Source organism: Metaclostridioides mangenotii (genome assembly GCF_017873185.1).
GTDB classification, from domain to species: domain Bacteria; phylum Bacillota; class Clostridia; order Peptostreptococcales; family Peptostreptococcaceae; genus Metaclostridioides; species Metaclostridioides mangenotii.
The window spans coordinates 89245-115328 of record NZ_JAGGJX010000006.1; the positions used below are offsets into that span (position 1 = coordinate 89245).

General features: G+C 28.3%; 27 protein-coding genes and 1 pseudogene. 22 read left to right on the top strand and 6 right to left on the bottom strand.

Annotated elements, in window-relative coordinates; all coding sequences use genetic code 11:
- The first annotated feature begins 111 nt into the window (after window positions 1-111).
- The gene (locus tag J2Z43_RS12250) at window positions 112-1017 is read left to right on the top strand and encodes a DUF434 domain-containing protein (RefSeq protein ID WP_234926380.1); all 906 of its coding nucleotides are present in this window, start codon (window positions 112-114) and stop codon (window positions 1015-1017) included.
- A 1328-nt stretch (window positions 1018-2345) separates the two neighbouring features.
- On the opposite strand, the gene J2Z43_RS12255 is transcribed toward J2Z43_RS12250, so the two are convergent.
- Window positions 2346-2672, bottom strand: coding sequence for a winged helix-turn-helix transcriptional regulator (locus J2Z43_RS12255; protein ID WP_209457422.1), 327 nt, complete (start codon window positions 2670-2672; stop codon window positions 2346-2348).
- 466 nt (window positions 2673-3138) lie between these two features.
- Here J2Z43_RS12255 and J2Z43_RS12260 point away from each other — a divergent pair, with 466 nt between their 5' ends.
- The 6 genes from J2Z43_RS12260 to J2Z43_RS15340 all read left to right on the top strand — a co-directional run bounded on the left by J2Z43_RS12260 (window position 3139) and on the right by J2Z43_RS15340 (window position 8745).
- Window positions 3139-3675, top strand: coding sequence for a flavin reductase family protein (locus J2Z43_RS12260; protein WP_209457423.1), 537 nt, complete (start codon window positions 3139-3141; stop codon window positions 3673-3675).
- Between the two features lie 579 nt (window positions 3676-4254).
- Complete coding sequence (locus tag J2Z43_RS12265; protein ID WP_327786963.1) at window positions 4255-4602, top strand: hypothetical protein; 348 nt, start codon at window positions 4255-4257, stop codon at window positions 4600-4602.
- 1698 nt (window positions 4603-6300) lie between these two features.
- Window positions 6301-7503 carry a GHKL domain-containing protein gene (locus tag J2Z43_RS12270; RefSeq protein WP_209457424.1) on the top strand — a complete coding sequence of 401 codons (1203 nt, stop codon included), beginning with the start codon at window positions 6301-6303 and terminating at the stop codon, window positions 7501-7503.
- A gap of 32 nt (window positions 7504-7535) precedes the next feature.
- Entirely contained in the window at window positions 7536-8123 is a 588-nt protein-coding gene (locus J2Z43_RS12275; RefSeq protein WP_209457425.1) for an accessory gene regulator ArgB-like protein, read from the top strand.
- Window positions 8120-8266, top strand: a complete 147-nt coding sequence (locus J2Z43_RS12280) for an AgrD family cyclic lactone autoinducer peptide (RefSeq protein WP_077173542.1) — start codon at window positions 8120-8122, stop codon at window positions 8264-8266. Before J2Z43_RS12275 ends, J2Z43_RS12280 begins: the two co-directional genes overlap by 4 nt.
- 275 nt (window positions 8267-8541) lie before the next feature.
- A complete protein-coding gene (locus J2Z43_RS15340) occupies window positions 8542-8745 on the top strand; it encodes a DUF2935 domain-containing protein (protein ID WP_334299292.1) in 204 nt (67 codons plus the stop codon).
- A gap of 190 nt (window positions 8746-8935) precedes the next feature.
- Here J2Z43_RS15340 and J2Z43_RS12290 read toward each other — a convergent pair.
- A pseudogene (locus J2Z43_RS12290) lies at window positions 8936-9121 on the bottom strand (DDE-type integrase/transposase/recombinase); the annotation flags it as partial.
- 20 nt (window positions 9122-9141) lie between these two features.
- The gene (locus J2Z43_RS12295; RefSeq protein WP_330617500.1) at window positions 9142-10065 is read right to left on the bottom strand and encodes a PhzF family phenazine biosynthesis protein; all 924 of its coding nucleotides are present in this window, start codon (window positions 10063-10065) and stop codon (window positions 9142-9144) included.
- A gap of 465 nt (window positions 10066-10530) precedes the next feature.
- Between J2Z43_RS12295 and J2Z43_RS12300 the strand changes: the two genes are divergently transcribed.
- Window positions 10531-11586: an ABC transporter substrate-binding protein gene (locus tag J2Z43_RS12300; RefSeq protein WP_209457426.1), complete on the top strand. Its 1056-nt coding sequence runs from the start codon at window positions 10531-10533 to the stop codon at window positions 11584-11586.
- A gap of 192 nt (window positions 11587-11778) precedes the next feature.
- Here J2Z43_RS12300 and J2Z43_RS12305 read toward each other — a convergent pair whose 3' ends face one another.
- Window positions 11779-12498, bottom strand: a complete 720-nt coding sequence (locus J2Z43_RS12305) for a tRNA 2-thiocytidine biosynthesis TtcA family protein (protein ID WP_209457427.1) — start codon at window positions 12496-12498, stop codon at window positions 11779-11781.
- A gap of 208 nt (window positions 12499-12706) precedes the next feature.
- Between J2Z43_RS12305 and J2Z43_RS12310 the strand changes: the two genes are divergently transcribed.
- The 11 genes from J2Z43_RS12310 to J2Z43_RS14895 all read left to right on the top strand — a co-directional run bounded on the left by J2Z43_RS12310 (window position 12707) and on the right by J2Z43_RS14895 (window position 22612).
- On the top strand, window positions 12707-13129 hold the full coding sequence (locus tag J2Z43_RS12310; RefSeq protein WP_234926381.1) for a GtrA family protein: 423 nt from the start codon (window positions 12707-12709) through the stop codon (window positions 13127-13129).
- A gap of 100 nt (window positions 13130-13229) precedes the next feature.
- Window positions 13230-13847 (top strand): DUF488 domain-containing protein, encoded by a 618-nt coding sequence (locus J2Z43_RS12315; protein ID WP_209457428.1) that lies wholly within the window; start codon window positions 13230-13232, stop codon window positions 13845-13847.
- Window positions 13848-14034: 187 nt separating this feature from the next.
- Complete coding sequence (locus J2Z43_RS12320; protein ID WP_024621548.1) at window positions 14035-14235, top strand: cold-shock protein; 201 nt, start codon at window positions 14035-14037, stop codon at window positions 14233-14235.
- 404 nt (window positions 14236-14639) lie between these two features.
- Window positions 14640-15488: a C39 family peptidase gene (locus tag J2Z43_RS12325; protein WP_209457429.1), complete on the top strand. Its 849-nt coding sequence runs from the start codon at window positions 14640-14642 to the stop codon at window positions 15486-15488.
- A 324-nt stretch (window positions 15489-15812) separates the two neighbouring features.
- The gene (locus J2Z43_RS14880; protein WP_234926382.1) at window positions 15813-16121 is read left to right on the top strand and encodes a hypothetical protein; all 309 of its coding nucleotides are present in this window, start codon (window positions 15813-15815) and stop codon (window positions 16119-16121) included.
- A gap of 120 nt (window positions 16122-16241) precedes the next feature.
- Window positions 16242-16733 (top strand): hypothetical protein, encoded by a 492-nt coding sequence (locus J2Z43_RS14885; RefSeq protein WP_234926383.1) that lies wholly within the window; start codon window positions 16242-16244, stop codon window positions 16731-16733.
- Between the two features lie 95 nt (window positions 16734-16828).
- Entirely contained in the window at window positions 16829-17683 is an 855-nt protein-coding gene (locus J2Z43_RS12335; protein ID WP_209457430.1) for a GNAT family N-acetyltransferase, read from the top strand.
- Between the two features lie 120 nt (window positions 17684-17803).
- Window positions 17804-18049, top strand: a complete 246-nt coding sequence (locus J2Z43_RS12340) for a DUF1653 domain-containing protein (protein ID WP_209457431.1) — start codon at window positions 17804-17806, stop codon at window positions 18047-18049.
- A 412-nt stretch (window positions 18050-18461) separates the two neighbouring features.
- Entirely contained in the window at window positions 18462-18809 is a 348-nt protein-coding gene (locus J2Z43_RS12345) for a GIY-YIG nuclease family protein (protein ID WP_209457432.1), read from the top strand.
- A gap of 49 nt (window positions 18810-18858) precedes the next feature.
- Complete coding sequence (locus J2Z43_RS14890) at window positions 18859-20511, top strand: AAA family ATPase (RefSeq protein WP_234926384.1); 1653 nt, start codon at window positions 18859-18861, stop codon at window positions 20509-20511.
- Between the two features lie 7 nt (window positions 20512-20518).
- Complete coding sequence (locus tag J2Z43_RS14895; protein WP_234926385.1) at window positions 20519-22612, top strand: vWA domain-containing protein; 2094 nt, start codon at window positions 20519-20521, stop codon at window positions 22610-22612.
- A gap of 176 nt (window positions 22613-22788) precedes the next feature.
- On the opposite strand, the gene ppnP is transcribed toward J2Z43_RS14895, so the two are convergent.
- Complete coding sequence (gene ppnP, locus J2Z43_RS12360; RefSeq protein WP_209457433.1) at window positions 22789-23097, bottom strand: pyrimidine/purine nucleoside phosphorylase; 309 nt, start codon at window positions 23095-23097, stop codon at window positions 22789-22791.
- 459 nt (window positions 23098-23556) lie between these two features.
- Here ppnP and J2Z43_RS12365 point away from each other — a divergent pair, with 459 nt between their 5' ends.
- A complete protein-coding gene (locus tag J2Z43_RS12365) occupies window positions 23557-23895 on the top strand; it encodes a zinc ribbon domain-containing protein YjdM (RefSeq protein WP_027703116.1) in 339 nt (112 codons plus the stop codon).
- 188 nt (window positions 23896-24083) lie between these two features.
- On the opposite strand, the gene J2Z43_RS12370 is transcribed toward J2Z43_RS12365, so the two are convergent.
- Window positions 24084-25034, bottom strand: coding sequence for a DMT family transporter (locus tag J2Z43_RS12370; RefSeq protein ID WP_209457434.1), 951 nt, complete (start codon window positions 25032-25034; stop codon window positions 24084-24086).
- A 125-nt stretch (window positions 25035-25159) separates the two neighbouring features.
- Between J2Z43_RS12370 and J2Z43_RS12375 the strand changes: the two genes are divergently transcribed.
- Together J2Z43_RS12375 and J2Z43_RS12380 are read left to right on the top strand one after the other, a co-directional pair.
- On the top strand, window positions 25160-25711 hold the full coding sequence (locus J2Z43_RS12375) for a helix-turn-helix domain-containing protein (RefSeq protein ID WP_209457435.1): 552 nt from the start codon (window positions 25160-25162) through the stop codon (window positions 25709-25711).
- A 49-nt stretch (window positions 25712-25760) separates the two neighbouring features.
- Window positions 25761-26072: a hypothetical protein gene (locus J2Z43_RS12380; protein ID WP_209457436.1), complete on the top strand. Its 312-nt coding sequence runs from the start codon at window positions 25761-25763 to the stop codon at window positions 26070-26072.
- Window positions 26073-26084 lie beyond the last annotated feature (12 nt).

The following is a 26084-nucleotide window of genomic DNA, read 5'->3' on the forward strand; positions in this document are numbered from 1 at the left end:
CTTTTATTTTTTATTAACTCATAATTATAAGCCAAAAATAAAATAAATTATACATGCTATTTTTATGATAAATAGAAATAAATATCAATAACCGGATTTTATGATCTTAGTATGGGGGGCTTAAGTCCTGGTTTAATTTTATTAATAGAGGGAGGTCTTAAGGAGGCGAAGAAGCTTTGGTTAAAAATCAGCGGAAGTATAACTTTTATTTTAAGAGTTATACTAAGAAATAAAACTTTTAAAGTGTTATTTTTATGTACGTTGTACAACTACAGTAAGGTGGTGAATCAAAGTATGACTAAAGTATCCAAAAGAGGATTTAATGAAAATGATAAAAGATGGTTTTCATATAAAGAACTATTAAGATTAATAAAGGCTCAAGAAGAAATTGAGTGGTTAATAAATAGAGAATATAAAATAGAACCAGTAGTAAACTTTGCAGGAGATAGATACCAATTTTCACTAAGACAAAGAGATGCGCTAAAAAGAGCTGTATGTTCAGAGGAAAAGAAACTAATAAGACAATCAAAAAAACTTTCTATAGATGAAATAAGTGAAGGACCTATATATATAGATGGATTTAATTTGATAATAACATTAGAAGTTGCGTTATCTGGAGGTATTTTAATTATAGGTAGTGATGGAAATGTTAGAGATTTAGCAGGACTTAGGGGGACATATAAAATTATTGATAAAACAGATGAAGCATTAAATTTAATAGGAGAATTTTTGAATAAATATAATGCGAAAGAAGTGAAATTTTACTTAGATTCCCCAGTTTCTAATTCGGGTAATTTGAAATATAAAATATTAGATTGTGCGCAAAGTTGGAAAATTAAAACTGAAGTTAAGCTAGTAAATAATGCAGATGTAATTTTAGAAAAGTTAGATAGAGTAGTTAGTAGTGATGCAGCTATAATTGATAAGTGTATAAGTTATTTCAATGTAGGGAGAAGTATAATAGAAGAATTTATAAAAGAGGCTAATATTGTTAATTTAAATAAAAATTTATTCTAAATTGATCCGTTTGACTCAATTAAAGTAGTGTTTAGCTTAATGTACTTTAAAATAAACCTATCTAAAGAGATGAAGTATGACCTAAGTAGAAATAAAAAAATGAATAGGATCTTTAGTTGCTAACGTGGAGTATATGCCTAGTGATAAAGGGAGTTTAAGACAAGCAATTTAAAAAGGCATAAGAGACGGTAGGTTGCCGATAGAGTATAGAGAATAAATAAAATTGTAAACATTCTCCTATTTCTCTTATTTGATTGTTATAATAGTACAAGTAAAAAAATACTATTACAAAATTGTTAGATAATTGTTAGTTATTTTTTATTGAAAAAATCATTTATTATATGTATATTTGAATGAAGACATAAATACATTTATTGTTTTTACAGAACTTTTAATAAAATAATCGAGGAGAGCTTATGATAACCTTATTAGCAATTGTAACTGGTTTAGCATCTTTTTTTAACTATGGATTGTGGACAAATAGTGACCTCACAAATTCTTTACAATTAATAAGTATTGGCATGCAGATTGTATTGGTCTTGCTAACACTATTTTCAGCCTTCAATTATCGTGGTCGTCGAAGCGTACCTAATTATAAAGGTGGATGGTATAAAATCTGGACAATTAGATTTTCTATTATAATGATTACTTTGCTAGGCAACATTTCTATATTAATCATACTTTTACTAAAAATAAATGGTATAATATCAACCTTATAATATAACAATATAAAGTTCGTTAAAAATAAACCAGAAGGTTTTTTGGAACAGTATCAACGAATAAATATTCTACATTATATATAACCACTAAAAATATTGATAAATTATTTAGTACTAAAGTGGCTTTATATCAATAAGTCAATAAAACGTTATGAAAATATAGAGAATAAAGCAAAGCATAGTTGGACAAATTGATAAAAATCGGAGTATTAAAGAAAAGTATAGCTAATAATATAAAAAAATACCAATAAAGACTTTCAAATGATGAAGTTTTATTGGTATCTTTTTATATTATATTTAAATTAATCTATTAAAGTTTCTTATTTATTTGGTTTTGAGTATTATTTAGGCGTTCAAAATACAATTTTGTTTCGACAACTATTATTGGAGATAGGGCTAATAATGCAATTAGCCATTAATCCATTACAATATCTGCTATAATCCGTACTAGCTCTAATTTTAAAAAGCCTCCTTATAGAACCATTATCACAAATATCATCCTATATTTGTAGCACCTAAAAATCCACCAGTAGCAGCTGTGGTTGTAAATGCACTTTTTAACTTATATGTATATATGTAAAATATTAGTTTGCTTTAACTGGCTAACTTTTAGTAATCTTCAAAATGCTCATGTCCCCAATTACAAAGTACCTGTAAAATAGGCATAAGTGAATGTCCGGTTTCTGTTAAACTGTATTCTACCTTTGGTGGAACTTGAGGATATTCTGTACGTGTAATTAATCCATCTGATTCTAACTCTTTTAACTGATTGCTTAACATTTTGTGTGAAACAGTCTCTAAAGCTTTTCTCAATTCACCATAACGCATAGTCTCTTTTTTCCATAACCAGAATAGTATATGCATTTTCCATTTTCCTTCAATTAATGAAATGGCATATGCAAATGGTTTGATATTTACGATATTCTTATCTGACATATAATACTCTCCTTTTGGTTACTAGTTAACAAAAAAGTGCGTACTTTTTTGTTAACTTAATTGATTATATAATAAGCATATACAAAGTACAAGATTGATAAGAATTAATATGACAGATGAATTATTTAAGGTATATGAAGAGTTTACTAAAGGTGGAGTTGGTACGATATTATTGAAATAGATCATGAAATTGGAAAGATAGTAGGAAAAGATTATTCTGTATTAATAAAATTAATTCTGAGGTTTTTAAGAAAAATGGATAAACTAGTAAAGGAAGTATAAATGTTTTTTTGCTGCTTGAAGAAGCGGAATGCAATGAATGAAATTTCAAATTATACTAACATAGAATATTTTGGACTATGTCATACTTTGATTAAAAAATCGGGCTTAATAAACGAGTACAGAGATAGAGATTATAAAACATAAAAATAAAAAAGTATAATAAAGTTTGAAGGAGAATAATATTATGAAGAAAGAAATAGCAGTATTTGATTATGCTAATGAAATTATGAAAGCTGTTGAAACTGGTGTTTTGGTAACAACAAAGGTAGAAGATAAAGTTAACCCTATGACTATTTCATGGGGGACCCTTGGAATTGAATGGGGGAAACTTATTTTTACAATTTTTGTAAGAGAGAATCGTTTTACAAAACATCAACTTGAAAAAAATCCTGAATTCACTGTAAATATACCTATTGGTGAATTTAATAGAAAAATATTAGGTGTATGTGGAACGAAATCAGGTCGTACTACTGATAAAATTAGTGAACTAAATTTATCACTTGAGGAACCTAAAAGTATTTCTGTTCCAGGGATAAAAGAATTTCCATTAACACTTGAATGTAAGGTTATATATAAACAAAAACAAGACAAGAATGAGATTACAGAAGAAAATTTAAAAGCATGTTATCCTCAAGATGTAGATGGATCATTCCATGGAGCAAACAGAGATTTCCATACAGCTTACTATGGTGAAATTGTAAGTGCTTACATTATTGAATAGTATTTTTTTAAATTTCAATATATTATTATATTAATTATAATTGAGATCTAGTATAAAAAATTTCTATTCCTGAAGTGATACTAAAAGTAAAAATAAGAAAATTCGATCTTATATAACTTTTATATAAGGGAATTCTTAAATTAAAAGCACATGAATATAATAAGTCATCGTAGTTTGTATGATAAGAGATAATAAAACGTGTAACTTAAAATAAGCTTTTGAGTAAGGTTTACAGAGCATTATCATAAATAAGGGTTAGAAGTATATAAAGGTAGCTAAGTATGTATTGATGTTAAATTCGATACATACTTTTTTATTGTTTACCAAATAAAATAATCTTTTAGCGACTACTCGATTGAATAATAAAATATGATTAAATTTGTACACTTGGGATTTTATCCAGAAGAACTTGGTCAATGGATGCTATAAAATCAACCGTATTAATTTATATTAGTATAATAAAAAGCTTGAAGCAAAAATAAAGGAAATTATTGTATGAAATGCTTATAAATTATTTGTAGAATTTTTTGTAACGATTTATATATTAAAAGATGAACACTCTCTCTATAAATTAATATTATGGTAGAAGAGAGGAGTTGGTTGAAAATGTATTTAGAAAGAAATAATACGGAAGAAAACGTACAGAATTTACATGATGAATGTAGGAGGTTAATGAGTTATCACACTATATTTACAATGAAAGATGGGAGTGTATTTGACGGGATTATTGAAAGTGTAGAGCCAGATTGTGTTATTGTTTTGGTTGGTGAGGATGTAATAGATCAAGAATCAGATAATCAACATAGTCTACAACGACAATTTGGTCCTCCTAGAAGATTTAGACGCTTTAGACGTAGATCTTTTCCACTTGCTGCTTTAATAGCATTATCATTATTACAGTATCCATATTCTTATTATCCTTTTTAGAGGGTAAAATTTAATAAGTAAATATAAAATCTTTATGAGTAATTATAAATGTGAAACTGGAATATAAAACCAAGTTAGAGCCTTAGAAATTTTTAACGATTTATTTGATAATGAAGATGAGATATTATTTGTAATAAATATCAGAAGTATCAATGTGATGTCAAATAAAAAGAATATGGTTAATATGATTGTAAATATTAGTATGGTGAACTAACATAACACTCAAAAAGGTAAGTATAAAACCATTTTAAAAAACTTAAGGATAAGTATGGTAAATACATACATGAATAGAAAAACGACCTCCTTTGGAGGTGTAGCGGAGAACCGTATCACAAATAAGGGATACGGTTTTTCATTGTTTTAAATAATAAGCTTAGATTGAGAAATTTTGAATAAAAATATAACATCGTGTTTGGATTGTATATAAATTGATTTAGTGAATTACGCTCCGCTCTGTATGATACGGAGAACATTATCACAAGTAAGGGCAACAAGTTCAAAGAAGTATTTTTAATTACAAGCACAATTGAACAGAGGAAAAAGTAGATACACTTTTAATCTCATAAATAAATCTAAAGGAAAAATGAGAAATATAAAGCATAGAACTACAAATAAATAACGAAGTTATAAAATATATGATGATGGAGGATAGATTGCCGACAAAAGGGTAGTCTATCTTTTTATTCTATTAATTAGGTAGATTGTGAAAATAGTAACCCCTTATATAATTTAAATCCTTATATAGAAATTTTCTATAATAAAAACATTTTTTTTTATTGCTAAATTTTTTCAAAATTGATAACTTGAAATATGGATGCTTGAAATCAAATTAGAAAGGAGGTAAAAATGTTACCTAAAAAAGAAATAATAAAGTTGCTAGAATTTGATGAAAATTCAAAAGAAGTATTAGCATTAAGAAAAGAAGCCAGAGAAATAACTAAAATCTTATTCATATGAAGGGCACTCTCTTGTTAATCAAGGAGATGAAATATGAAAATTAATATATAATCCTATGTTTTTTTATTTTACTTTTATTGTAATTTTTTCGTATATTACTTTCATTATACTTTAATAAAGCAGTTTTAGTAGTAGGTAGTATATTTTTTATTTCAATTATTCATAATGCACTTTTGGTAACAGGTGATAAGTTTACTCTTCAATTTATGCCCTTTTCTCAATATATAGTTGGATTTCACAATAACTTTTCAGGGTATACTTTAGACTCTAAAAATTTCTCTTTAAAGTTTTCAATAATTTATTATTCTGTATCAATACCAATTTTATTATTTTTAATAATCCGTAATTTCAAAAATAGAGATACTTCTTAGTTATAGAAAAAAATATCCCTATTTTCGGAGAATGTAAAAAAAAAACTCTAAAAAAAAGGATAAGACTTGACTTACGTCGAATTATTTTATACATGAACATGTTTTATGGCAAAATTTAGTTTAAACAATCAATAAATAGGGCTTTATAGGTATGTAATTTGATCTTAATTTATATCATAGTCTCATATTAATTAATTTTTTTAAATAAGAATAAATTATTTTATCAATAAAATCAAAATAATTCTTATACTGCAACTATTAAACTTATAGGGGGCTTGACTATGTATAGAATAGTTATTTATAAGGACAGTATTATCCAGATCAAGGTTGGTGATATAATTTGCTAGATTCGAATTTGTTTTGGTTATTAATGACATTAACAGCAGGAGTAATTGAGTGGTATGTGTTAAAGTATATTTTTGATGAAGCAAGTGAAGCAAAAAGGAGTAAATTAGTCTCAAATCTGTTATTTCTAGTACCTATTTGTGTGCTTTTTCTCATGACTGTAATTAGAGTCAATCCGATTTTAAAATTATCAATTGGTATAGCTATGGCTTTCACAATATATAAATATAATTATAAAGTAACAATATTGAAATGTGTATTTATAACTTTATTTTATTTTATGTTGTTAGCTGGAGTTGATACAATAGCTGGTAGTTTAGTGATTTTAATAAACAAAGTTCCTAGTATGGATGTACTTTTAAGAGATAACGTATTTAGGTTAGAAAATACCATTATGGCTAAGTCATTGCTATTATTATTAATACCTATAATTAAAGGAATTAAATTAAGAATTGAAATAAGTAAAAGAGAATATATATACATAACCATTCCAATTATTGCCAACATCATTAGTATTGTTACAATTATTAGTTTATTGTTTTCTATATCAACTATTAGCTATTCACAAAGTATAATTGCATTCTCTGCATCATGTGTATTATTACTTTCAAACGCATCATTAATTTTAATTGTATCCAACATAGTGAAACATAATGATTCAAGAGTAGAAAACGAGATAATTAAAGAAAAGACGGAATTACAATATAAACACTATTTGTGTTTACAGAAAAAACAAATAAACACTTTTTATGATACACATAATATATTTTTAGATGTTCTTTTAAATGAGAAAAAATCTATCTGTGATGAAAGTATTATAGATTTTAATGTAGATGTAGATTTTTCTAAGTGCGATTTTATGGAAACCGCAGATGTATGTTGTATATATTCAAATATGATTGATAATTCAATAGAAGCGTGTAAAAATATTAGAAACAATAGTATGATAAAGAGAATAGATATTTCGGGTAAAGTTGTAAATAAATTTCATGTAATAAAGTGCAAAAATCCCAAAACTAATAAACTCATTCTAAAGAATAAAATACTTACAAATGAGCAGGAACCTCTTGCATCTCTGCCATTTGGAATGGGTATTAATAGTATAATAAAATCAGTAGAAAAGTATAAGGGGGAGGTAGTACTAGATTTAACTGAAGATGATTTTGAAATGACTATTTTGATACCTTTAGTTAGAAATCGATTTAAGGTAATAGGAAGCTTAAATTAGTTTAATTAATGAAAAATTTGGAGGGGATGAAAATGGTTAAGTCTTGTGCTAATAAGATTACATCACTTTTAATTGCCAAGAAGACAATAGAATATGAAGATTATGAAATCTATTCATTTGGATTTGAGACATTAATAGCTTCTATAGGTAACATAATTGTTATACTAACTATAGGAACATTGTTAAATAGATTTATTGAAACACTATTATTTTTAGTATTTTACTGTTCAATAAGGCAATTTGCTGGTGGGTTTCATGCTGAAAATTATAAAAGATGTTTGTTTTGTTTCATTACAATGTACCTAACTAATATATACGTGTTAGATAAACTAATTAATTCAAATTCAACTACACTTGTATTAGTAATAGCATTTGTAAGTTACATAGGGATACTTTTTTTAGTGCCACAAGAGCATAGACATAATCCTTTAAGTAACAAAGAAAGAAAAAAATATAAAAAAATAGTAATATATCTTTGTAGTATTCTATTAGTAATTTCAGTTGTATGCTTTAATTTTACAAAAACTTATGAGTATGCTATGTATTTATCATCTGTTATTGTATGTATTTTTATAATGTTAATTCTAGGTCTCATCAAGAAAGGAGTGACTAACTTATGAAAAAAGATATAACTTCAACAGTATTGGAAAAAGTAGGATCTTTAGCGGTAAGTGCTATTAAATTATCGGCAAACTCTACTTGTACATTTTTAAATCATCAAGCAAAAATGCCACAGGATATAAAAAATTTTAAAAAGAAATAGAAAGTCCAAAAAAGTTCAAAAAACCGACTTCCTTTAGCTAAATTAATTTTACTATAGTAAGTCGGTTTTTAAATTAATACTTTTTTTCATTCTAAATTCACATTATGACACTATAACAATTATTGTTTAAAGAATTCATTATACTGTATAAGAAGTGAATATTAAAATATATAAATAAAGAATCAATAAATTAGTACATTATTATTTTGATTTCTAATTTATAAAAATATGTTATCATTAAATATCATGAATTCAAATGTTTAAGGAAAGAAGCTCTGGCTAGGACAGATGCCACAATAGATAGTGTTACAGATGAGACTTTATTTCAAACTATCCAACTTAAAAACTTTAAGCAAGAAGCTACTGAAGGAATTGCTAGTTGTGAAATAAGATCCATAATACTGCCACTTCTTGCAGATCATGTGCTAAGAGAAGCTAATCATTATATTAGATTGTTAGAAACTTTTGAAGAAATATAATATAATTCAATAATCGTAAAAGAGTAAAGGATTAACGTTAACTTTGAGATAATTAAGATGCTTAAAATATATTAAATAATATGGAGTTAGAAAATAGGGAATTATATCATTAATATAGGATACGGTTCCCAATTTTTTGTAAATAAAATATAAATAAATAATTCTTAAATACTTATACCCATGATATTATTTATAAATTCAATTTCAAAAAGGACAGAGTAATTTTAAAGTTGACCTGTCTTTTTCTTAACATATTCATAATTTTAATACCCACAATAGTTTTGTTTGCAGTTTTTAAAGATCTAAAACCTAACATACTTCGAACTTTCTTTTTAATAAATCTATGATCCTGCTCAATTATGTTATTTAGATATTTGGCTGTCTTGTTTAATATCTTTATATTTCAACTTCAATTTCAGATATATTTAATGCTTTTCCACCTACTAGCACCTCAACAACCTCTTTATTATGAATTGCTAAGGAAACAATTATTTCTGAAGGTTTTTCCATTGAATAACCTTGTTCAATTACTATATACTCAGTATTGTTAGGGTTGATTTTATCATACTTAAACAGATAACATGCAAGAGCTCCATTGGATGTACCAGTTGCAGACTCTTCTGGTATTCCGTAAAGAGGTGCCAAATTTCTGCAGTGAGCATCTGAACCATTAAGTGACTTTAGTGTAAAGATATGATAACCAACAGCATTATATTTTTTGCTAATTTCGGCTACCTTATCAAAATCTGGTTTTATCGCTCTTAATATTTCTATATTTTTAATAGGAACAATGATGTCTCTTAGACCAGTAGACACTATTTGCACTGGTAAATTTTCTTCTATTTCAGCTACAGCAATATTCAAGGAATCTGCAATTTCTTCTTTACAAATTGTTTCGTAAAAGGTTGGTAGATTCTGATTCATTATGATTGACATATCTTCCTTTATCTCTATCTTTAAAATCCCTGCCTTAGTTTCCTGTGTATATATACCTGGCTTTATTTTACCTAGACTCAATAATAAGTAATAAACTCCCACTGTGGCATGTCCGCAAAGATCTACTTCTTCAGTAGGAGTAAAAAATCTTACTTTGAAATCTGCAAGGTCTGACTCCATTACATAGGCAGTCTCACTAAAACCAATTATACCTGCAATCTTTTTCATAACATTTTCTGAAAGGTCATCAGCATTAAACACAACTGCGGCAGGATTTCCTCCCTCAATGGATTTTGCAAATGAGTTTAATGTAAAAACTTTTATTTTCATAACACTAAATCTTCCCCCCTTTATAGTTTTTATAGTTATAAAGTACTTAAACATTTAGAAAGGAAATCCTCCTAAATAATAAAGAAACATCAATTATTGCTTGAAAATTAAGCAATGCTAGAATGAAAAGAAAATTGTACTTGAATTATTGCTTCTTACGCTTTTTGTAATGTTTTCTTAGTACCAATATTATCAATAGTTGCACCATACCTTATAAATATAACATAAGGCATTAAATTATCGCTTTCTTTACTCAACTACATTTTCCTTCCGATGTTTTCAAATAGATGAGCTATAATCTAATTGTTGCACTTGAAAAATTATATCTAATACTTAGTTGATATTTCAATAAAAATCAAAATTTATAAATCAAAAATTATGAAGAATTTAAGCTTGTAATATAATTTGAGAGAGTATATTCTAAGTAGAGGGTTAGGTATTGAAGCTATAAAATATATAGATTTACTATACTAATTTAGGGTATTAGAAAAATTGTATAAAAATGAAAGGAATAGCAGTATGAAGAAAATAATTAAACTATTGAGTTTATCAATTTGCATCGCAATAATGGGTCTTTTATTAGTAGGATGTAGCAAGAAGACTACTGAAGAAATAAATTTCTTAAACTATGGAGAAAACATAGATAAAGAAAGCGTAAAAGAATTCGAGAAAGAATATGGTATAAAGGTTAATATTGAAACCTTTGATGATATGGAAACAATGTATCAAAAGGTTAGTAGCGGAGGGGTAAAATATGATGTTATTTTAATATCTGATGCCTTGATGCCAAGAATGATTGAAAAAAATCTAATTAAAGAGCTAGATAAGGAAAATATACCAAATATATCGCAAATGGATAAAGAGTACTTAAATTTAGAAATTGACCCAGGAAATAAATACTCAGTTCCTTACATGTTTGGAACTATAGGCATTATTTATAATAAGGATGTAGTAACAGAAGAAGTGGATAGTTGGGATATATTATGGGATGAAAAATATAAAAATAAAATATTCATGTTTGATACTTATAGAGATACTATGGGAGCCACTTTAAAGAAACTGGGATATTCTTTAAATTCAACTAATCCAAAAGAAATTAAAGAAGCTAAAGAGCTTTTATTAAGTCAAAGAAAATTAGTAGATCCAATATATGGCGTTGATAATGGAACTACAATGATTCCAGCAGGGGAATCCGATATAAATATGATCTGGTCTGGAGAAGGTCTAAATCTTCAAGATGAAAATCCTAATTTAGTTTATGTAGTACCTAAGGAAGGGGCAAACTTCTGGATTGATAGTTTATGTATACCTCATAATGCCAAAAATATTGAAGGGGCTGAAAAATTCATAAACTTTGTAAGTGATAAGAAAAGCGCACTTAGAATAGCTGATGAAATAGGTTATACAACACCAAACAAAGAAGCAAGATTAGAGCAACCTGAAGAAGTTAGAAACAATCCGAACGCATATATGCCTAAAGAAATAATGGATCGATGTGAAATCTATGTTGACTTCTCTAAAGATATTAAAAGACTATATGACGAGGCGTGGGTAAACATAAAATCAAATAATTAAATCAATGATGAAGGGCTAATATACAACCTTTTATTATTTTTCAAAAAATTATGGTGGGGTATTATTTATAGGGTAAAATCAAATAAATAAAAGATTAAATACAAGTAATATAGCAATGACATAGTAGAAGATAGATTGTCCAAATAAAATGGAGTTCTATCTTCTATTATGTTTTGGGGGATAATTTCATGATTATTTTATATTCTCTTTATCCCAAATAAATAATTTATCAGAATTATTCAATGCTCCAAACAAGTTCTTCTTTGACCCAGGGATTTCTCTATTAAGCCTCTCAACTAATTCCTTTATATTTTGCCTGTTTGTTTTACCGTCAGCGGGGCATGGATTTTTAATGATTGGGTAGTTATAATCTTTAGCTGCTTTTTTTGTCATGTATTCATTTATATATATCATAGGTCTGATTATAGTAATATCCTGTCTATCTAGGTGCGTTTTGGGAGAGAAACAACAAACCCTTCCCTCATAGAGCATGGACATCATGAAAGTTTCAATGGCATCATCTTTATGATGTCCTAAAGCTATTTTAGTACATCCTAGCTTTTTAGCATTGTCATTTAAAGCTCCACGTCTTAAATTCGCACAGAGAGAACATGGATTTTTTTCTTTTCTTATATCGAAGACAATTTCCTTTATATCCGTTTGAATTTCATAAAATGGGATCTCTAGATCTTCACATAGTTTATAGAGGGGATAGTTATCAACGTCCCCTGGATTTAATGTAATCGCTATTAATTCAAACTTTTGCGGTGAAAATCTTTGGTAATTTTTTAAAATATGAAGTAATGTTAAACTATCTTTACCTCCAGATAATCCAACAGCAATTTTGTCGTTTTCTTGTATCATATCAAAGTCTTTTATGGCTTGTCTTGCCTTGCTAAGTAGTTTTTGCATATATATCCTCCCGTTTAAATTTACTCAAATATTATAACAAACTTGTCAAAACAGGACAAATACAACTAAAGAACTGGTACTTAGAAATGTAATGTAAAATATATTTAATAGTAAAAATTGTATAATTAGTTATTAATTTTAGCAACTTGTAAAGTTGCATATAGAAGTGTTACTATATTATGATAATGTAAAAACAAATTAGGAGTGTATGATGGAAATATTTCAAAAATACAAGGAAACAATACTTTATTTGATATTTGGAGTACTTACAACTTTAATTAATATAGCGACTTATGCTTTTTGCACAAGGATTTTAGGTGTTAATTATTACATTTCAAATATTATAGCTTGGTTTGTAGCTGTACTATTTGCATATATAACAAATAAGTTCTATGTTTTTGAAAGTAAATCTATTGAATATAAGTATGTTATAAAAGAGATGTTGTCATTTATGAGCTGCAGAGTATTATCAGGAGTAATCGAACTTGTATTAATGTTTGTAATGCTAAACTTGTTGCTAATAAATGATTTTATAGTAAAAGTAATAACAAATATAGTGGTTATAATTATTAACTTTATATTAAGTAAATTAATTGTATTCAAAAATAAAAAAATAGAAAAGATTCAATAGATAAATCGATAATTAAAAAGTTTTAGCAAGAAAGTTTATATATAATTAAATTAAATTACTTTATATTTGAACTATATATGAAAATGAGATAGGTGATTAAATGGAAATATACACAATAGGCCATTCAAACTATCCATACGATAAATTGCTAGAGATGATAAAAAAATACAATATAGACTGCGTAGTAGATATAAGAGAGACACCGTACTCAAAATACAATGTACAGTACAATAAAGAGGATTTCCATAAAAGCCTTAAGAAATCTGGATATAAGTATATATATATGGGGAAAGAATTTGGGGCTAAACGTATAGATCTAGATAGTTATACACTTGAAGGATACGCAGACTTTGAAAAAGTACTAAAAGAGGATATCTTTTTAAACGGAATTAAACGGCTTATAAACGGATGCGAGATGGGTTATAGGATTGTGCTATTAGGAGCAATGCAAGACCCTATAAGGTGCCATAGAAGCGTTCTAATGGGGAGAATACTTAGAGAAGAAGGGTTCATAGTAAACCATATACTTCACGAAGAAATATTAGGGGATGAAGAGTATATAGAAAACTCATTGCTCGATAAGTACTTTAGCAATAGAAATCAATTAAGTATGGACAACTTATTAGGAACTGCGATGTCGAGAAAAGACATGATAAAAGAAGCTTATAAAATGGCAAATAAAGAAATCGGATACAGAACAGAACATCTAGAAAAGTAGAATTTAAAACTGAAATATTTACGAATTAAGTATACATTTGATGGAATAAATTGCTACTAAAATAATAAATTTTAAAAATAATAAAAATAATACTAGCTACTATGTCAAAAAAGAGTTATACTTTATTAAGTAGATAAACTACAATAAATCAAAAATTTTTTTGAATAGGTTAATAGGAGAAGTTAGAATGACTAACGGAATAGTAAAATGGTTTAATAATGACAAAGGATTTGGATTCATATCAGTAGAAGGTGGAGATGATGTATTCGCACATTTCTCAGCTATACAAACTGATGGATTTAAATCATTAGAAGAAGGTCAAAAAGTAAGTTTTAATATAGTTGAGGGTGCAAGAGGTCCTCAAGCAGATAACATAACTATATTATAATATAGACATCGATCATTTAGAAAAGAGATCCAAGTATGGGTCTTTTTTTTATGCAAAAAATAAAAAAGTTCTTAGTTGAAATTAAATTAAAAAATATATAAAAATTTAGAGAAAAATAAAAATTTATTGGTAAAGAAAAATATGTAAAATATAGTATACGTTGGAAAAACAATACTTTTGAATATAGGAAATAAAAAACATATACAGTTTTTCAAAAATACTTACTTATACTAAACTAAATAAATAGTTTAGTATAAGTAAGTATTTTTTATAAAAAACGTTAAAAGCTTGTAAATAAGAAGCATGTATGAGGTAATCGTCAAATAGAAAAATCAAAAAACTGTTTACAATACAAGGAAACATGATATACTTGGTATTATAAAACTAAGAAATGAGGTAGAGGGATGAAGAAAATAGTTACTTTAGCACTTTCATTAGTTATTGGAGCAAGTGTTGTAGGATGTAGTAATAAAGAAGTTGATACAAAGAAAGAAGAAAAAGGTAATGCTAAGGTAGAGAATACTATAGCCTTTCCAAATGGGTATGACACGGCATCTTCGGGGGCTTCATCTTATGCAGGTGGAGGAAATCATAATGATTCACCTTACTATAAACAGTTAGATGTTTACAATATGAAATCTGATGGAAATCTTACAATAATTCCAAAGTTTAAGACATATCAACAAACTACAGAGTATACATGTGGGCCTGTTTCAGCGCTTATGGTTTTAGAACATTACGGTGAAAAGAGCTATGAAGAACTAAAAATAGCTGATATTATGCAGTGTAATCAAGATATAAATGGAAATAACAAAGAAAACCCTGGCCAAGCAAATGAAAAAGGTGAGTATGGAACATCTACAGCAGGCATGGTAAAATTCTTTGATCAGATAGGATGGAATGTAACATCAAGTTTAACAGAAGCAGATAAAGATGGATACAGCTTTACTGATCCAGAAGAGTTCAAAAGTTGGGTTATCAAAAATTTAAAGAATGAAACACCGATAATGATTGAATGGATTGATTGGGCAGGTCACTGGCAAGATATCATAGGTTACGATACTATGGGAACGAATGATTTCGGTGATGATGTTATAATATTTGCAGATGCTTATGATACTTCAGATCACAATCAAGATGGTTATTATACATATCCGGCAGAGAGATTTTTCTATATGTGGCAAGATAGAAACATACTTCCTGACGATCATGCAATACAACAATGGGTAATAGCAGAACCTAAAAAGAAGTAGAGGGCTTTCAACAAAACCGATAGTTTTAGAATACATAGAAAAAGTAAACCTCTATGTATGAAATAAAATTTAATTAAGTGATTAAGAGCCATATTGCAATTTGTGATATGGCTCTCTTTTAATGTGGGATATTATAGGGTTAATATGAGAAGGAGCTTTTCTTGAATACTAAAATATAATAAGGTATCATAAGGTTAACTAATCAATTTTTCAGGAGATAATTTACATGAAATTTTCTAAGGGTAGAGTGAAAATCGTGATATTGAGACTATAGAGAGTTTTATAAATTAAGAAGTGGAAATATTAGTATAAGGAGATTAAACTATGGATGGATATTTATCAATAAATAATAAAAAATACATATATAAATGTAATTATAAGAATGAATCAGCATCGAGGGATAGTTTTAATAAATTGACAGAAAAGACTTATGGATTTAACTTTGAACAATGGTACAATGATGGGTATTGGGGAGAAAGATATATACAGTATTCTCTATTGTGTGAAGACCAAATAGTTTCAAATGTATCGGTGAATATGATTGACTTTGATATTTTTGGAGAACAAAAAAGATTTATACAAATTGGAACAGTTATGACAGATATAGAATTCCAAGGGCAAGGATTTAGTTGAGCGTTATTAGAACTTGTCTTAAAAGAATGGGATAATAATTGTGATTTAATTTATCTTTACGCTAATGATAGTGTTTTAGATTTCTATCCAAAGTTCGGATTTAATAAAAAAGACGAATATGTGTATTCATTAAGAAAAGACAAAGAAGATAACTCTACAGAATCGATGAGATATACAAATATAAGGAAATTAAATATGGATGATGATATAGACAGAGCTATTTTATATAATTTGGTCTGTAAATCGGGAATATTTTCATCAGTATCAATGATAAATAATCCATCGCTTATAATGTTTTACTGTACGTATTTTATGAAGGATGATATTTATTATTTAGAAGATTACAATACAGCAGTTATTTGTGATTTTGAAGGGGATACACTGTATTTACATGAATTATTTAGCACAGATGAAGTAAAACTTGATAGCATTATTAATGTAATCGCAAATAGTGAAATTGAGAAAGTAGTATTAGGATTTATACCAAAGGATACTGACGGTTACAATTTGGATTTGTTAATTGAGGAAGACACAACGCTTTTTATAAAGAAAGGGAAGTACAATCCATTTGAAAATAAATTTTTAAGATTTCCTACCTTGTCTCGGGCATAACAAAAGTAATATAATTTAGATAAAAGGTTCAGAAGTTTAGAAACAAACTGGTGCTATATAAATTGTTAATATAAATAGAAGGGAGATGTCTGTAAGTGAGATACAAGACATTGAAGAATGTAAGTTTAGAAACTCTATGTGAAACATTTAATAAAGCTTTTTCTGACTACCAAATAGATATGCAAATGTCTATAATCAAATTTGATCAAATGATATCGAGAAAAGGATACGACCCTGAAGTATCAGTGGGGGTATTTGATGGCAATGACTTAATTGGATTTGTATTGAATGGCTTAAGAAAAATAGATAGAAAATGGGCCGCTTATGATTTAGGAACGGGAATTATAAGTGAGTATAGAGGTAAAGGCTTATCGAATAAAATGCTTAGATACAATGAAGATATACTAAGAGAAAGGAATATAAGACAGTATATACTCGAGGTTTTAAAGAATAATCCTAGAGCGATAGAAGTTTATAGGAATCGAGGATTTGAAGCGACTAGAGAATTTACATGTTATGAAATAGATAAGAATGAATACGACTCCAAAAAATGTGATCACAATGTGGAAACCAGATATATGACTTTTGATGATTGGAATTATATTAAGGAGTTTTGGGATGGAACTCCATCATGGCAAAATTCCAATGATTCAATAGCATCAGTGAAAGAATTGTTTAAAATATCAACAGTACTAAATGATGATAAAATTGTAGGATATGGAGTTATCGATATAGAATCAGGGGATATACCTCAGTTGGCTGTAGATCCTGAGTATAGAGGAAGAGGAATTGGTAGAAGTATCTTAAGCGACTTAATAAAGGGAACAAGATCAGATAATATCAGAGTTATAAATATAGACGATGAGAACTTATCATCACAAGAGTTTTTGACTAAGTTGGGTTTTCAAGAGTTTGCTAGTCAGTATGAAATGAAATTGGATTTATTTTAGAAAGAAGAGGTGAATATATTAGGTTCAATCCTCCAATAAATGGAATGCCTAAAAGGCATCACAATATAACTATATAAATAAGAAGAATGATATAAAAATTATAATGAAAGGATAATATTTATGAATAGAGAGATAGAGATACAAAGGCCATACAGGCATTTTAAAGGGAAATTATACTACGTACATCATGTAGTTACATATACAGAAACAGAGGAAGTGTTGGTATCGTATCAAGCGCTTTACCCGCCGTATGGAATGTTTGTAAGACCGCTTGAGATGTTTTTAGAAAAAGTTGAGACGGGAAGAACAGATAATATTACAAATCAAGAGTACAGATTTGAGCTTTACGATAGTTCGAAGTTATAAAGTATATAAATATATAAAGAGAAGATAAATTCTAAACTTCAAAGATTAAGTAGAAGAATAAAGAATGTGGAAAATGAAAAACAAGGTGATTGTATATATCCGAGTGGATGAAAAACAAAATAAAATATTACTTAAATGTTAATAATACATAGAAATAAAAAAGTATAGAAGAATACATTATAATATTTGGAGCGTATAGGGATTGAATACCTGATACGTTCTATTTTTATGAGAAATATTATTTTAAGAGCTAAATCTATAGAATATAAATCTTATAAATATTATTGAACTTATTAAAGTTAATATATTGATAAAATGAACTATTAACTTGACATAGAATTTAAAATAATATATTATATAAACAATAATTATGTAATAGTAAAATTAAAAAACATATTAATGAGGTGATGGAATGTTAGATAAAAATAGGAAAAAAGAATTATTATTGAAATATAAAGAAATGAAGTCTGAGATGGGTGTTTATATGATTAAGTCTTTAAAAACAGGGAAGGTATATCTAGGCTATAATCAAGATTTAAAGGGAACTTTAAACGGTGAGAGATTTAAGTTAAATGCTGGAGGACACAAAAATAGAGAACTTCAAAAAGAGTGGAAAGAAAATACAGAAAAAGATTTTGAAATAGAAGTGCTTGAAATATTAGAATACGATAAAGATGAATCTAAAACAGACTATACTGAGGATCTAAAAGTGTTGAGATGTTTTTGGAAAGAAAAATTAGAAAATGTGGAAGAAATATAAATAATTTGAATTAGCGTATCAACAATTCAACTAGAAAGGAGGAGAGATTATGGCGAGAGTAAATAACATATCTTCTCTGTGGGGTAGAGGAGAGAAACTTAAGACAAAACCATTTGCAAATATTGAGAGCAAGAGTGTAAATGTTTCGAGTAAGTATGCACCGAGTAATCGCTCTGACAAAAAATCTATGCTAATAGATGCTGTTATTAATGCAGTTCATGAATATATAGAATTATTGGATGGCAGTAGTAAATTTGGGGCAGTAGGAAGAAATGGTAACAATATATATATAGAAAGATCTGGACGCAATTCTAACTCAGTGCAATTATTAGTTTACAATAAGACAACGGGTGTATGTAAAGCATGTAATTATAATATAAATGAAAATAAAGTAGACCCATATCAACTAAATGGGCCTAGAAAACCAAGTGGAGAAAGAGGAACTGCTATTTTCGTGGCCTTGTTACCAGTGATATTAGAGGATAATGAAGCTATAAAACTATTTAATGAGTATAGATTAAATAAGGATGAAGCTAAAGGTATTGATGAAAAATCGATAAAACTTATGGCTACACTTTGTGATAATATTTATCAACGAGTTATAACTGGAGCTATAAAGTTAGATATTGAAGAGTATACAGCTCTTATGAGACTTTCCATTGACGATGTTCTATCTGGAGAGGTTTATCCAAATAATATTTTATTAGGAGAATTTAATATATTTATTGTTGGTGAGCTAAAGGATGTAAAAGTGGTACCCAAACTAACTATAAAGGAAGATGAGTTTAAGTTAGAACTATCTAGAGTATTGACCCAAAAAGAAGAGAAAGAAATAATAGAAATTCCAGATTCACATTGTGTTACAGCGTCAGAAATAAGAATATGCAAAGAAATTAAGCGAAATTGGGACAAGGGTGAAATGAAAATAGCAAATATTTTATTAGAAGGGGATGCTGGTTCTGGTAAAACTCAGCTTGCTAAGGCTCTATCTTATGATTTAGGGATACCATATACAAAAGTGACATGTTTTGCTGATATGGATAAGTCAGATGTAATAGGATCTATACTTCCGGTTACAGCTGACGGTGATCTAGAAGATCGTGGAAGTGATGAGGTTGAATATAAGTTTTTCCCATCGGAAATAGTTCGTGCATTTAAATACGGCTATATTTTAGAAATTCAAGAGCCTGCGGTTATAAAAGATGCAGCAGTGTTGATGAGTTTAAATTCAGCATTAGAATTAGAGGGAACATTAAATCTTCCAACTGGAGTAATTCATAGACATCCAGATTTTATTGCAGTTGTTACAACAAATAGAAACTATATAGGTAGTAGACCGTTAAATGAAGCTCTACGTGATAGAATACAGCATACTGAGAAGATGGATTTACCTCCAAAAGAGATTATGGTTCAAAGAGCTATGGCAAAAGTCGATAGTAATGATATTGAACTAACATCGAAATTGGCAGATGCAATTATTACACTTGATAAGACTGCAAAAGCTAACGCAATTCGAGGAGTAGCTGGAATGCGTTCTTTATTTTTCTGGTTGGATTCGATATTAAACGGAGAGTCAATTAGAGAATCTATGTATCATAAGGTTATTTATAAAATGACTACAGATGCGGATGAAATAATTATATTAGAGGAAGCAGTAGAAAATAATACTTCTTTATTCATTGAACCTCTTAGAAGGGGGTAGTTTTTTTATGCGATTTAAAGAAATAATAAACTATATAAATGATGTAAACACTAATCTATCCGATAAAGAAATTTTTAAGACCAAAGATTTTAGTGAATATTTAAAGAGTATAAGTAGTGATTTATTTACAAAATTTAATATTGAGCAGAATGATCTAATATTAATTTGGAATGAAAGTGAAACTAGAGAAGCTTTTACAAAGTCTGATTTAATTTATATAAATTCTACATCTAAAATTATAAGGGATTGTGATAGCAATATACAGAAACTTAAAATATATCTGGGCCTATATTGTCATGAGATAGGCCATATACTATATACAGATTTTTTTATGCGTAAATTGTTTGAAGAATCAATGTTACAAGGTATAGCATTTCCTAATAAATTCAATATAGAAAATGATACTGAATTAAATGAAAATAGAAGACAGATGTTAGAGTATATCAAAGATTCTAAGAAATCTGTAAAGCTAAGCGCAGTGTTGCTGTTTTTATACGATTTGATTGAAGATGGAAGAATCGAAGAATTAATGTATAAATACTGCTCCAATTATGGGAGATTAATTGAAGGTCTTAATGTATTAAGAAGCATTCAGTATAAAAAGATGAGTAATTGTAATATAGATTTAGTTAACAATCAAAAATTTTATTATTTATTAAACCATATAAATTATTATAGTAAATTTAGAAAGTTTAAAGGAATTAATGAGATTGAAGGGATTGGCGACATTGATTGCAAATCAGTTGAGCTTATCAATAAGTTTAATAAAATAGCACATTTAATTGATAGATTAATTGAAGAGCCATCGTCGATTAAGAGAGTAGAGTTTATTAATAATATAGCTGTATTAATTTGGGATGACATAAAGTTATATATTGATGGAATCGCGGATAAAAATAGCGAGGGAGAAAATCTATCGGAAATATCATTAGCAAATATAGTTAGAGATGATCTAAATGAAAACACAGAAGTAACTTCTGAAACTGGCGAATCTATGGAGATTTTAAATTTAGATAAAGAAGTTGTAGAGTCTAAGGAAGACAGTACTGAAATAGAGGCAGATAATAAAAATACTGCAAGTGATGACTCCTGTGAAGACGAAAGTGCTGCTAAACTGAACACAAATAAAAAAGATTCAAGTGAAGAAAGTGAAACTTTGAGTAGAAACCATGGCGATATAGATAATTTAATTGGTGAAATAACAGAGACAACACAGAATGATAATGCAGAAACTAATTTACCAAAATATATTAAAAATCAAATAAAATCAATATCCTATGGAGATATTCATAAGGGATTAAAGGTAAAAATTCACCTTCCTGAAGTTACCCAAAACGATAAAGAGCAATATGAACAAATTAGTAAAGAATATATAGAAGTAGCTAATCAGTTGGCGTTGAAGGTTATGCCTTTACTAGAGCCTGATAAGTCAAGTGATTACACTAAAAATAGATATTACGGTGCAAAATTTAATGCTTTCTCATTGGTAAATAGAGATTTTAGATATTTCTCTCGTAAAAATCCACCAAATGAGTCGCCATCTGTAGCATTAGGGCTTCGTGTCGATGAGTCAAGCTCTATGACATCACAAAATCGTGTTGAAGCAGCAAAGGCAGCTGCAATTACTTTAATGAAATTTTGTCATAAGTGCGATATTCCAGTAGCTGTTTACGGTGATACTGCGGATGTTTCAAATGACGAGAATCTATCCATATATTCATATGCCGATTTTGATAGAGTAGACAGTAATGATTTATATAGAGTTATGAAAATAAGCCCTAAAAATAACAATAGAGATGGTGCGGCAATTAAAATAATGTCAGAGAGACTTTTAACTGTAGATGCAGATATAAAATTATTGTTTATAATAAGTGATGGTCAACCAATGGCACTTCCGGACTATAGTGGTGAGAATGCAGAGGAAGATATGAAAAAAATAGTATCAGAATATACAAGAAAAGGAATTACTTTCTTTGCAGCCGCTATTGGACAAGATAAAGAAGTAATAAAAAGAATCTATGGAGAAGAGCGTTTTTTAGATATATCGGATTTAAATAATCTACCAAATAGATTAGCGATAATTTTGAAGAACATATTATAGTGATAAGATTAAGTTTCCTAAAATGTAATTGGATACACTGATATGCTCCCTTTATACAAAGCAGTTAAATAATAAAACTGTTGGCATAAAGGGAGCATATTTATATTATACAAAACAAATATATTTATATCTTTTCTTTTGTCCTATTTAAAGGAATGAGCTAGTAAAAATTAAGCCTATTTATAAGAACAGCAATAATCGGCATAAGTTTTTACAATTACATCAAAACTAGAATTAGAAGGTACTACAAAAGAATCACCTGTTTTATAAGTAGAGAATTCTGATTCATTTGGCAATTTGATGTCCATTTCTCCCCCAAGAACTTCCATCAACTCTTCAGCGTCAGTATTAAACTTATACTCTCCGGTAATCATGAAACCTAAAGTTTTTCTTTCTCCATTTTCCATATAAAATGTTCTGCTTGTTACCTTTCCGTCAAAATACACATTTGCAGCTTTAACTAGTTTAACATTATTAAATTCCATTTTAGATAATCTCCTCTTTTTTGATTTATCAAAAGGCAATTCTTACTGTGGTAATCATAATCAGCACCATTTGTAAGCAAATTGACTAGTGAGCATAATATAATTACTTTAAATCTATTAATTTATTAACAAGTTCATCTAATTACAATAATAGCCAATAAAAGTGGAATAATCAATAGAATTATTTCATTTGTATATAATAATTTAAATAATACAATAAATAATCAAATCTGGTACAAACCGGTCTGTCGTAAAATATAAGTATGGAAGATATACCACTTGTATATCTTCCAGGAAATGCACTACTCATAAAAGTTTAAGTTGTCGGAATAATCTTTTAGTAAGTATATAATAACATTCATCAAAACTTTTTCTATTCTATGGGTATTGTCTTTATAGCCTGTATATGGCAGTATAAGTATTAGTGAATAAACAAATTAAATAATGGAGGATGTAAAAATGGAAAAATTACCAAATTGCCCAAAGTGTAATTCGGAATATACTTACGATGATGGGAATCTTTTTGTTTGCCCAGAATGTGGACATGAGTGGTCTAAAGATGGTATTGGCGAAGAGAGCGATGTAAAAGTATTTAAGGATTCAAATGGAAACGAGCTTAATGATGGAGACACAGTTACTGTTATAAAAGATCTAAAGGTTAAAGGTAGCTCACTTGTTGTTAAGATGGGCACTAAAGTTAAGAATATAAGACTTATAGACGGCGATCACGATATAGACTGTAAGATAGATGGAATCGGAGCTATGAAGTTAAAGTCGGAATTTGTAAAGAAAATATAGATAGATCAGAGATACAAAATAACTTTGATATATTGCTTATATTTGAGTTTTAGATTTGCAAATTAAAAATAAGATACCTAGAATTGGATACAATATTCAATTCTAGGTATCTTATTTATTTTGCATTTTATTATTCTGTATTTTAGAAATCAACTTCTTTAAATATCTCTTATATAAAAATCGAGTATTTAAGCTGTAGCGCTGTTTTGAGATTCACTATCATCTAAAACATCTTTATTTGAGGGAGAAGCTATCAAGCTATTTAATATCATTCCTACTATGATTAAAGCTAGACCTGTAAATCCTTTTATGGCAGGTAACATTCCTCCGAGTATCAAAACCTCTCCTAGTAGAGTGAATACAACTTCTCCTGATTGAGTTGCCTCAATTATTGCAAGTTGGTGGGCGTTGTCTTTAACGAGCTCCGTAGCTTTAAAAAACAGTATTGTAGCTATAAGGCCAGAGGATATAGCAATAACAAAAGATTGTGAAACTTGGCTGATGCTAGGAAGACCACTTTTCTCTAGTGCAAAACATGCAAGTACAATCCAAAATGGCATACTGCACAGTGTCATTCCAAATACTCTTTCAGTAGTAGTTAGATTGTCTTTACAGACCTGCATCATTTTTCTATTTCCCAATGGGTAAGCAAAAGCCGCGATTACTATTGGTATTATAGTCAAAAATATTTGTTTAGTATCTATATCAGATGCTTGCTCATATTGTATTAAAAATACACCTGTTAGTATTACAAATGACATTGCTAGACCTTTTAAAGGAATTTTTTCTCCAAATATAGGCGTTAGTAAGATACCTGCAACTATAGTCAGCTGCCAACATCCTGCGACTAACCATGACTGCCCATAATCAGAAGCAAAAGTTAAAGGCGCATAAAAAAGTCCAAAACCAATTGTACTCCATATGATCCATGGTCTTGGGCTATTCTTTATCGATTTCAATACATTTTTAATTCCTCTGTTCTTTAAAAGCATTATGTATAAAAGTGGAAGCATAAAAAAATATCTAAGAGATGCGCTCCACATCCAGTTTCCACCGGAAAGATTCATGCTTCTGTTTAGCACAAATGTAAATGCAAAAAACAAGGATGATGCTATACCATAAAATAGTGCTTTCTTCATTTAATGTCCTCCTGTTATAATATGATATATGGCTAAAAAATAATAGCTATAATTTGGTCACAAGTAATATAATATAATATATGATATAATTATGCAATATACTATACAAAGAGGTGAAATATAGCTTGGAAGATTTAAATATGGTTATCGGTGAGAACTTAAATAGAATACGAAGCAATAAAAAAATGAGTCTAGATGAAGTATCAAACTTAACAGGTGTAAGTAAATCTATGTTAGGACAAATAGAAAACGGCAAAACAAATCCAACAGTATCTACGCTTTGGAAGATTTCTACTGGTTTAAAAGTACCTTTTTCCTCATTTATAGAAAAGCAGTTTTGTGATTATGAGATTGTAGATGCTAGTAAAATAAGCCATATATCTGAAAATAGTGATAAAATGAGGATTTATCCAGTATTTCCATACGATAGTAAAAAGAATTTTGAAATACTTGTTATTGATTTAGATAAAGGCTGTACGCATGAATCCCCTAAGCATGACGAGGGGGTAGAAGAGTATATATTAGTGACAGAGGGTGCTTTAAAAATGACCCTATACGATAAAGAAGTTGTTTTAGAAAAGGGATGTTGCATAAGGTTCACTGCAAATGTTGAACATACCTATGAAAATTTTGGGGATCTGAAGTGTACATTCCACAATATTATAGTTTATAGTTAAAAAGAAATATAGAATTAAAATTATTTTAAGATAAGGATTGATAAAAATAATGAGAAAATTGACTAGTGAAGAGTTTGATGCAACTTTTGTTAGACCTATGAATGAGATTGAAACTTTAGACGATGGAATTTTAAGTGATATTGATGAGTATATGTTTCAGTTATTTATAGATAAGTATTTAAAAGAAAGTGAATACGAGAATACTTATATTGAGCATCTATATGAAAATGCAGACAAAGCATATATTCATATAATGTTTCCAATAAAGAAGAATTTTTATTTAGTTCTTGTATGTGATACTAAAGCAAATAGTATATATGGACACCATTTTTCAAATTTAAATAAAGAGTACGGATTATAGAAAGTAAAAGAA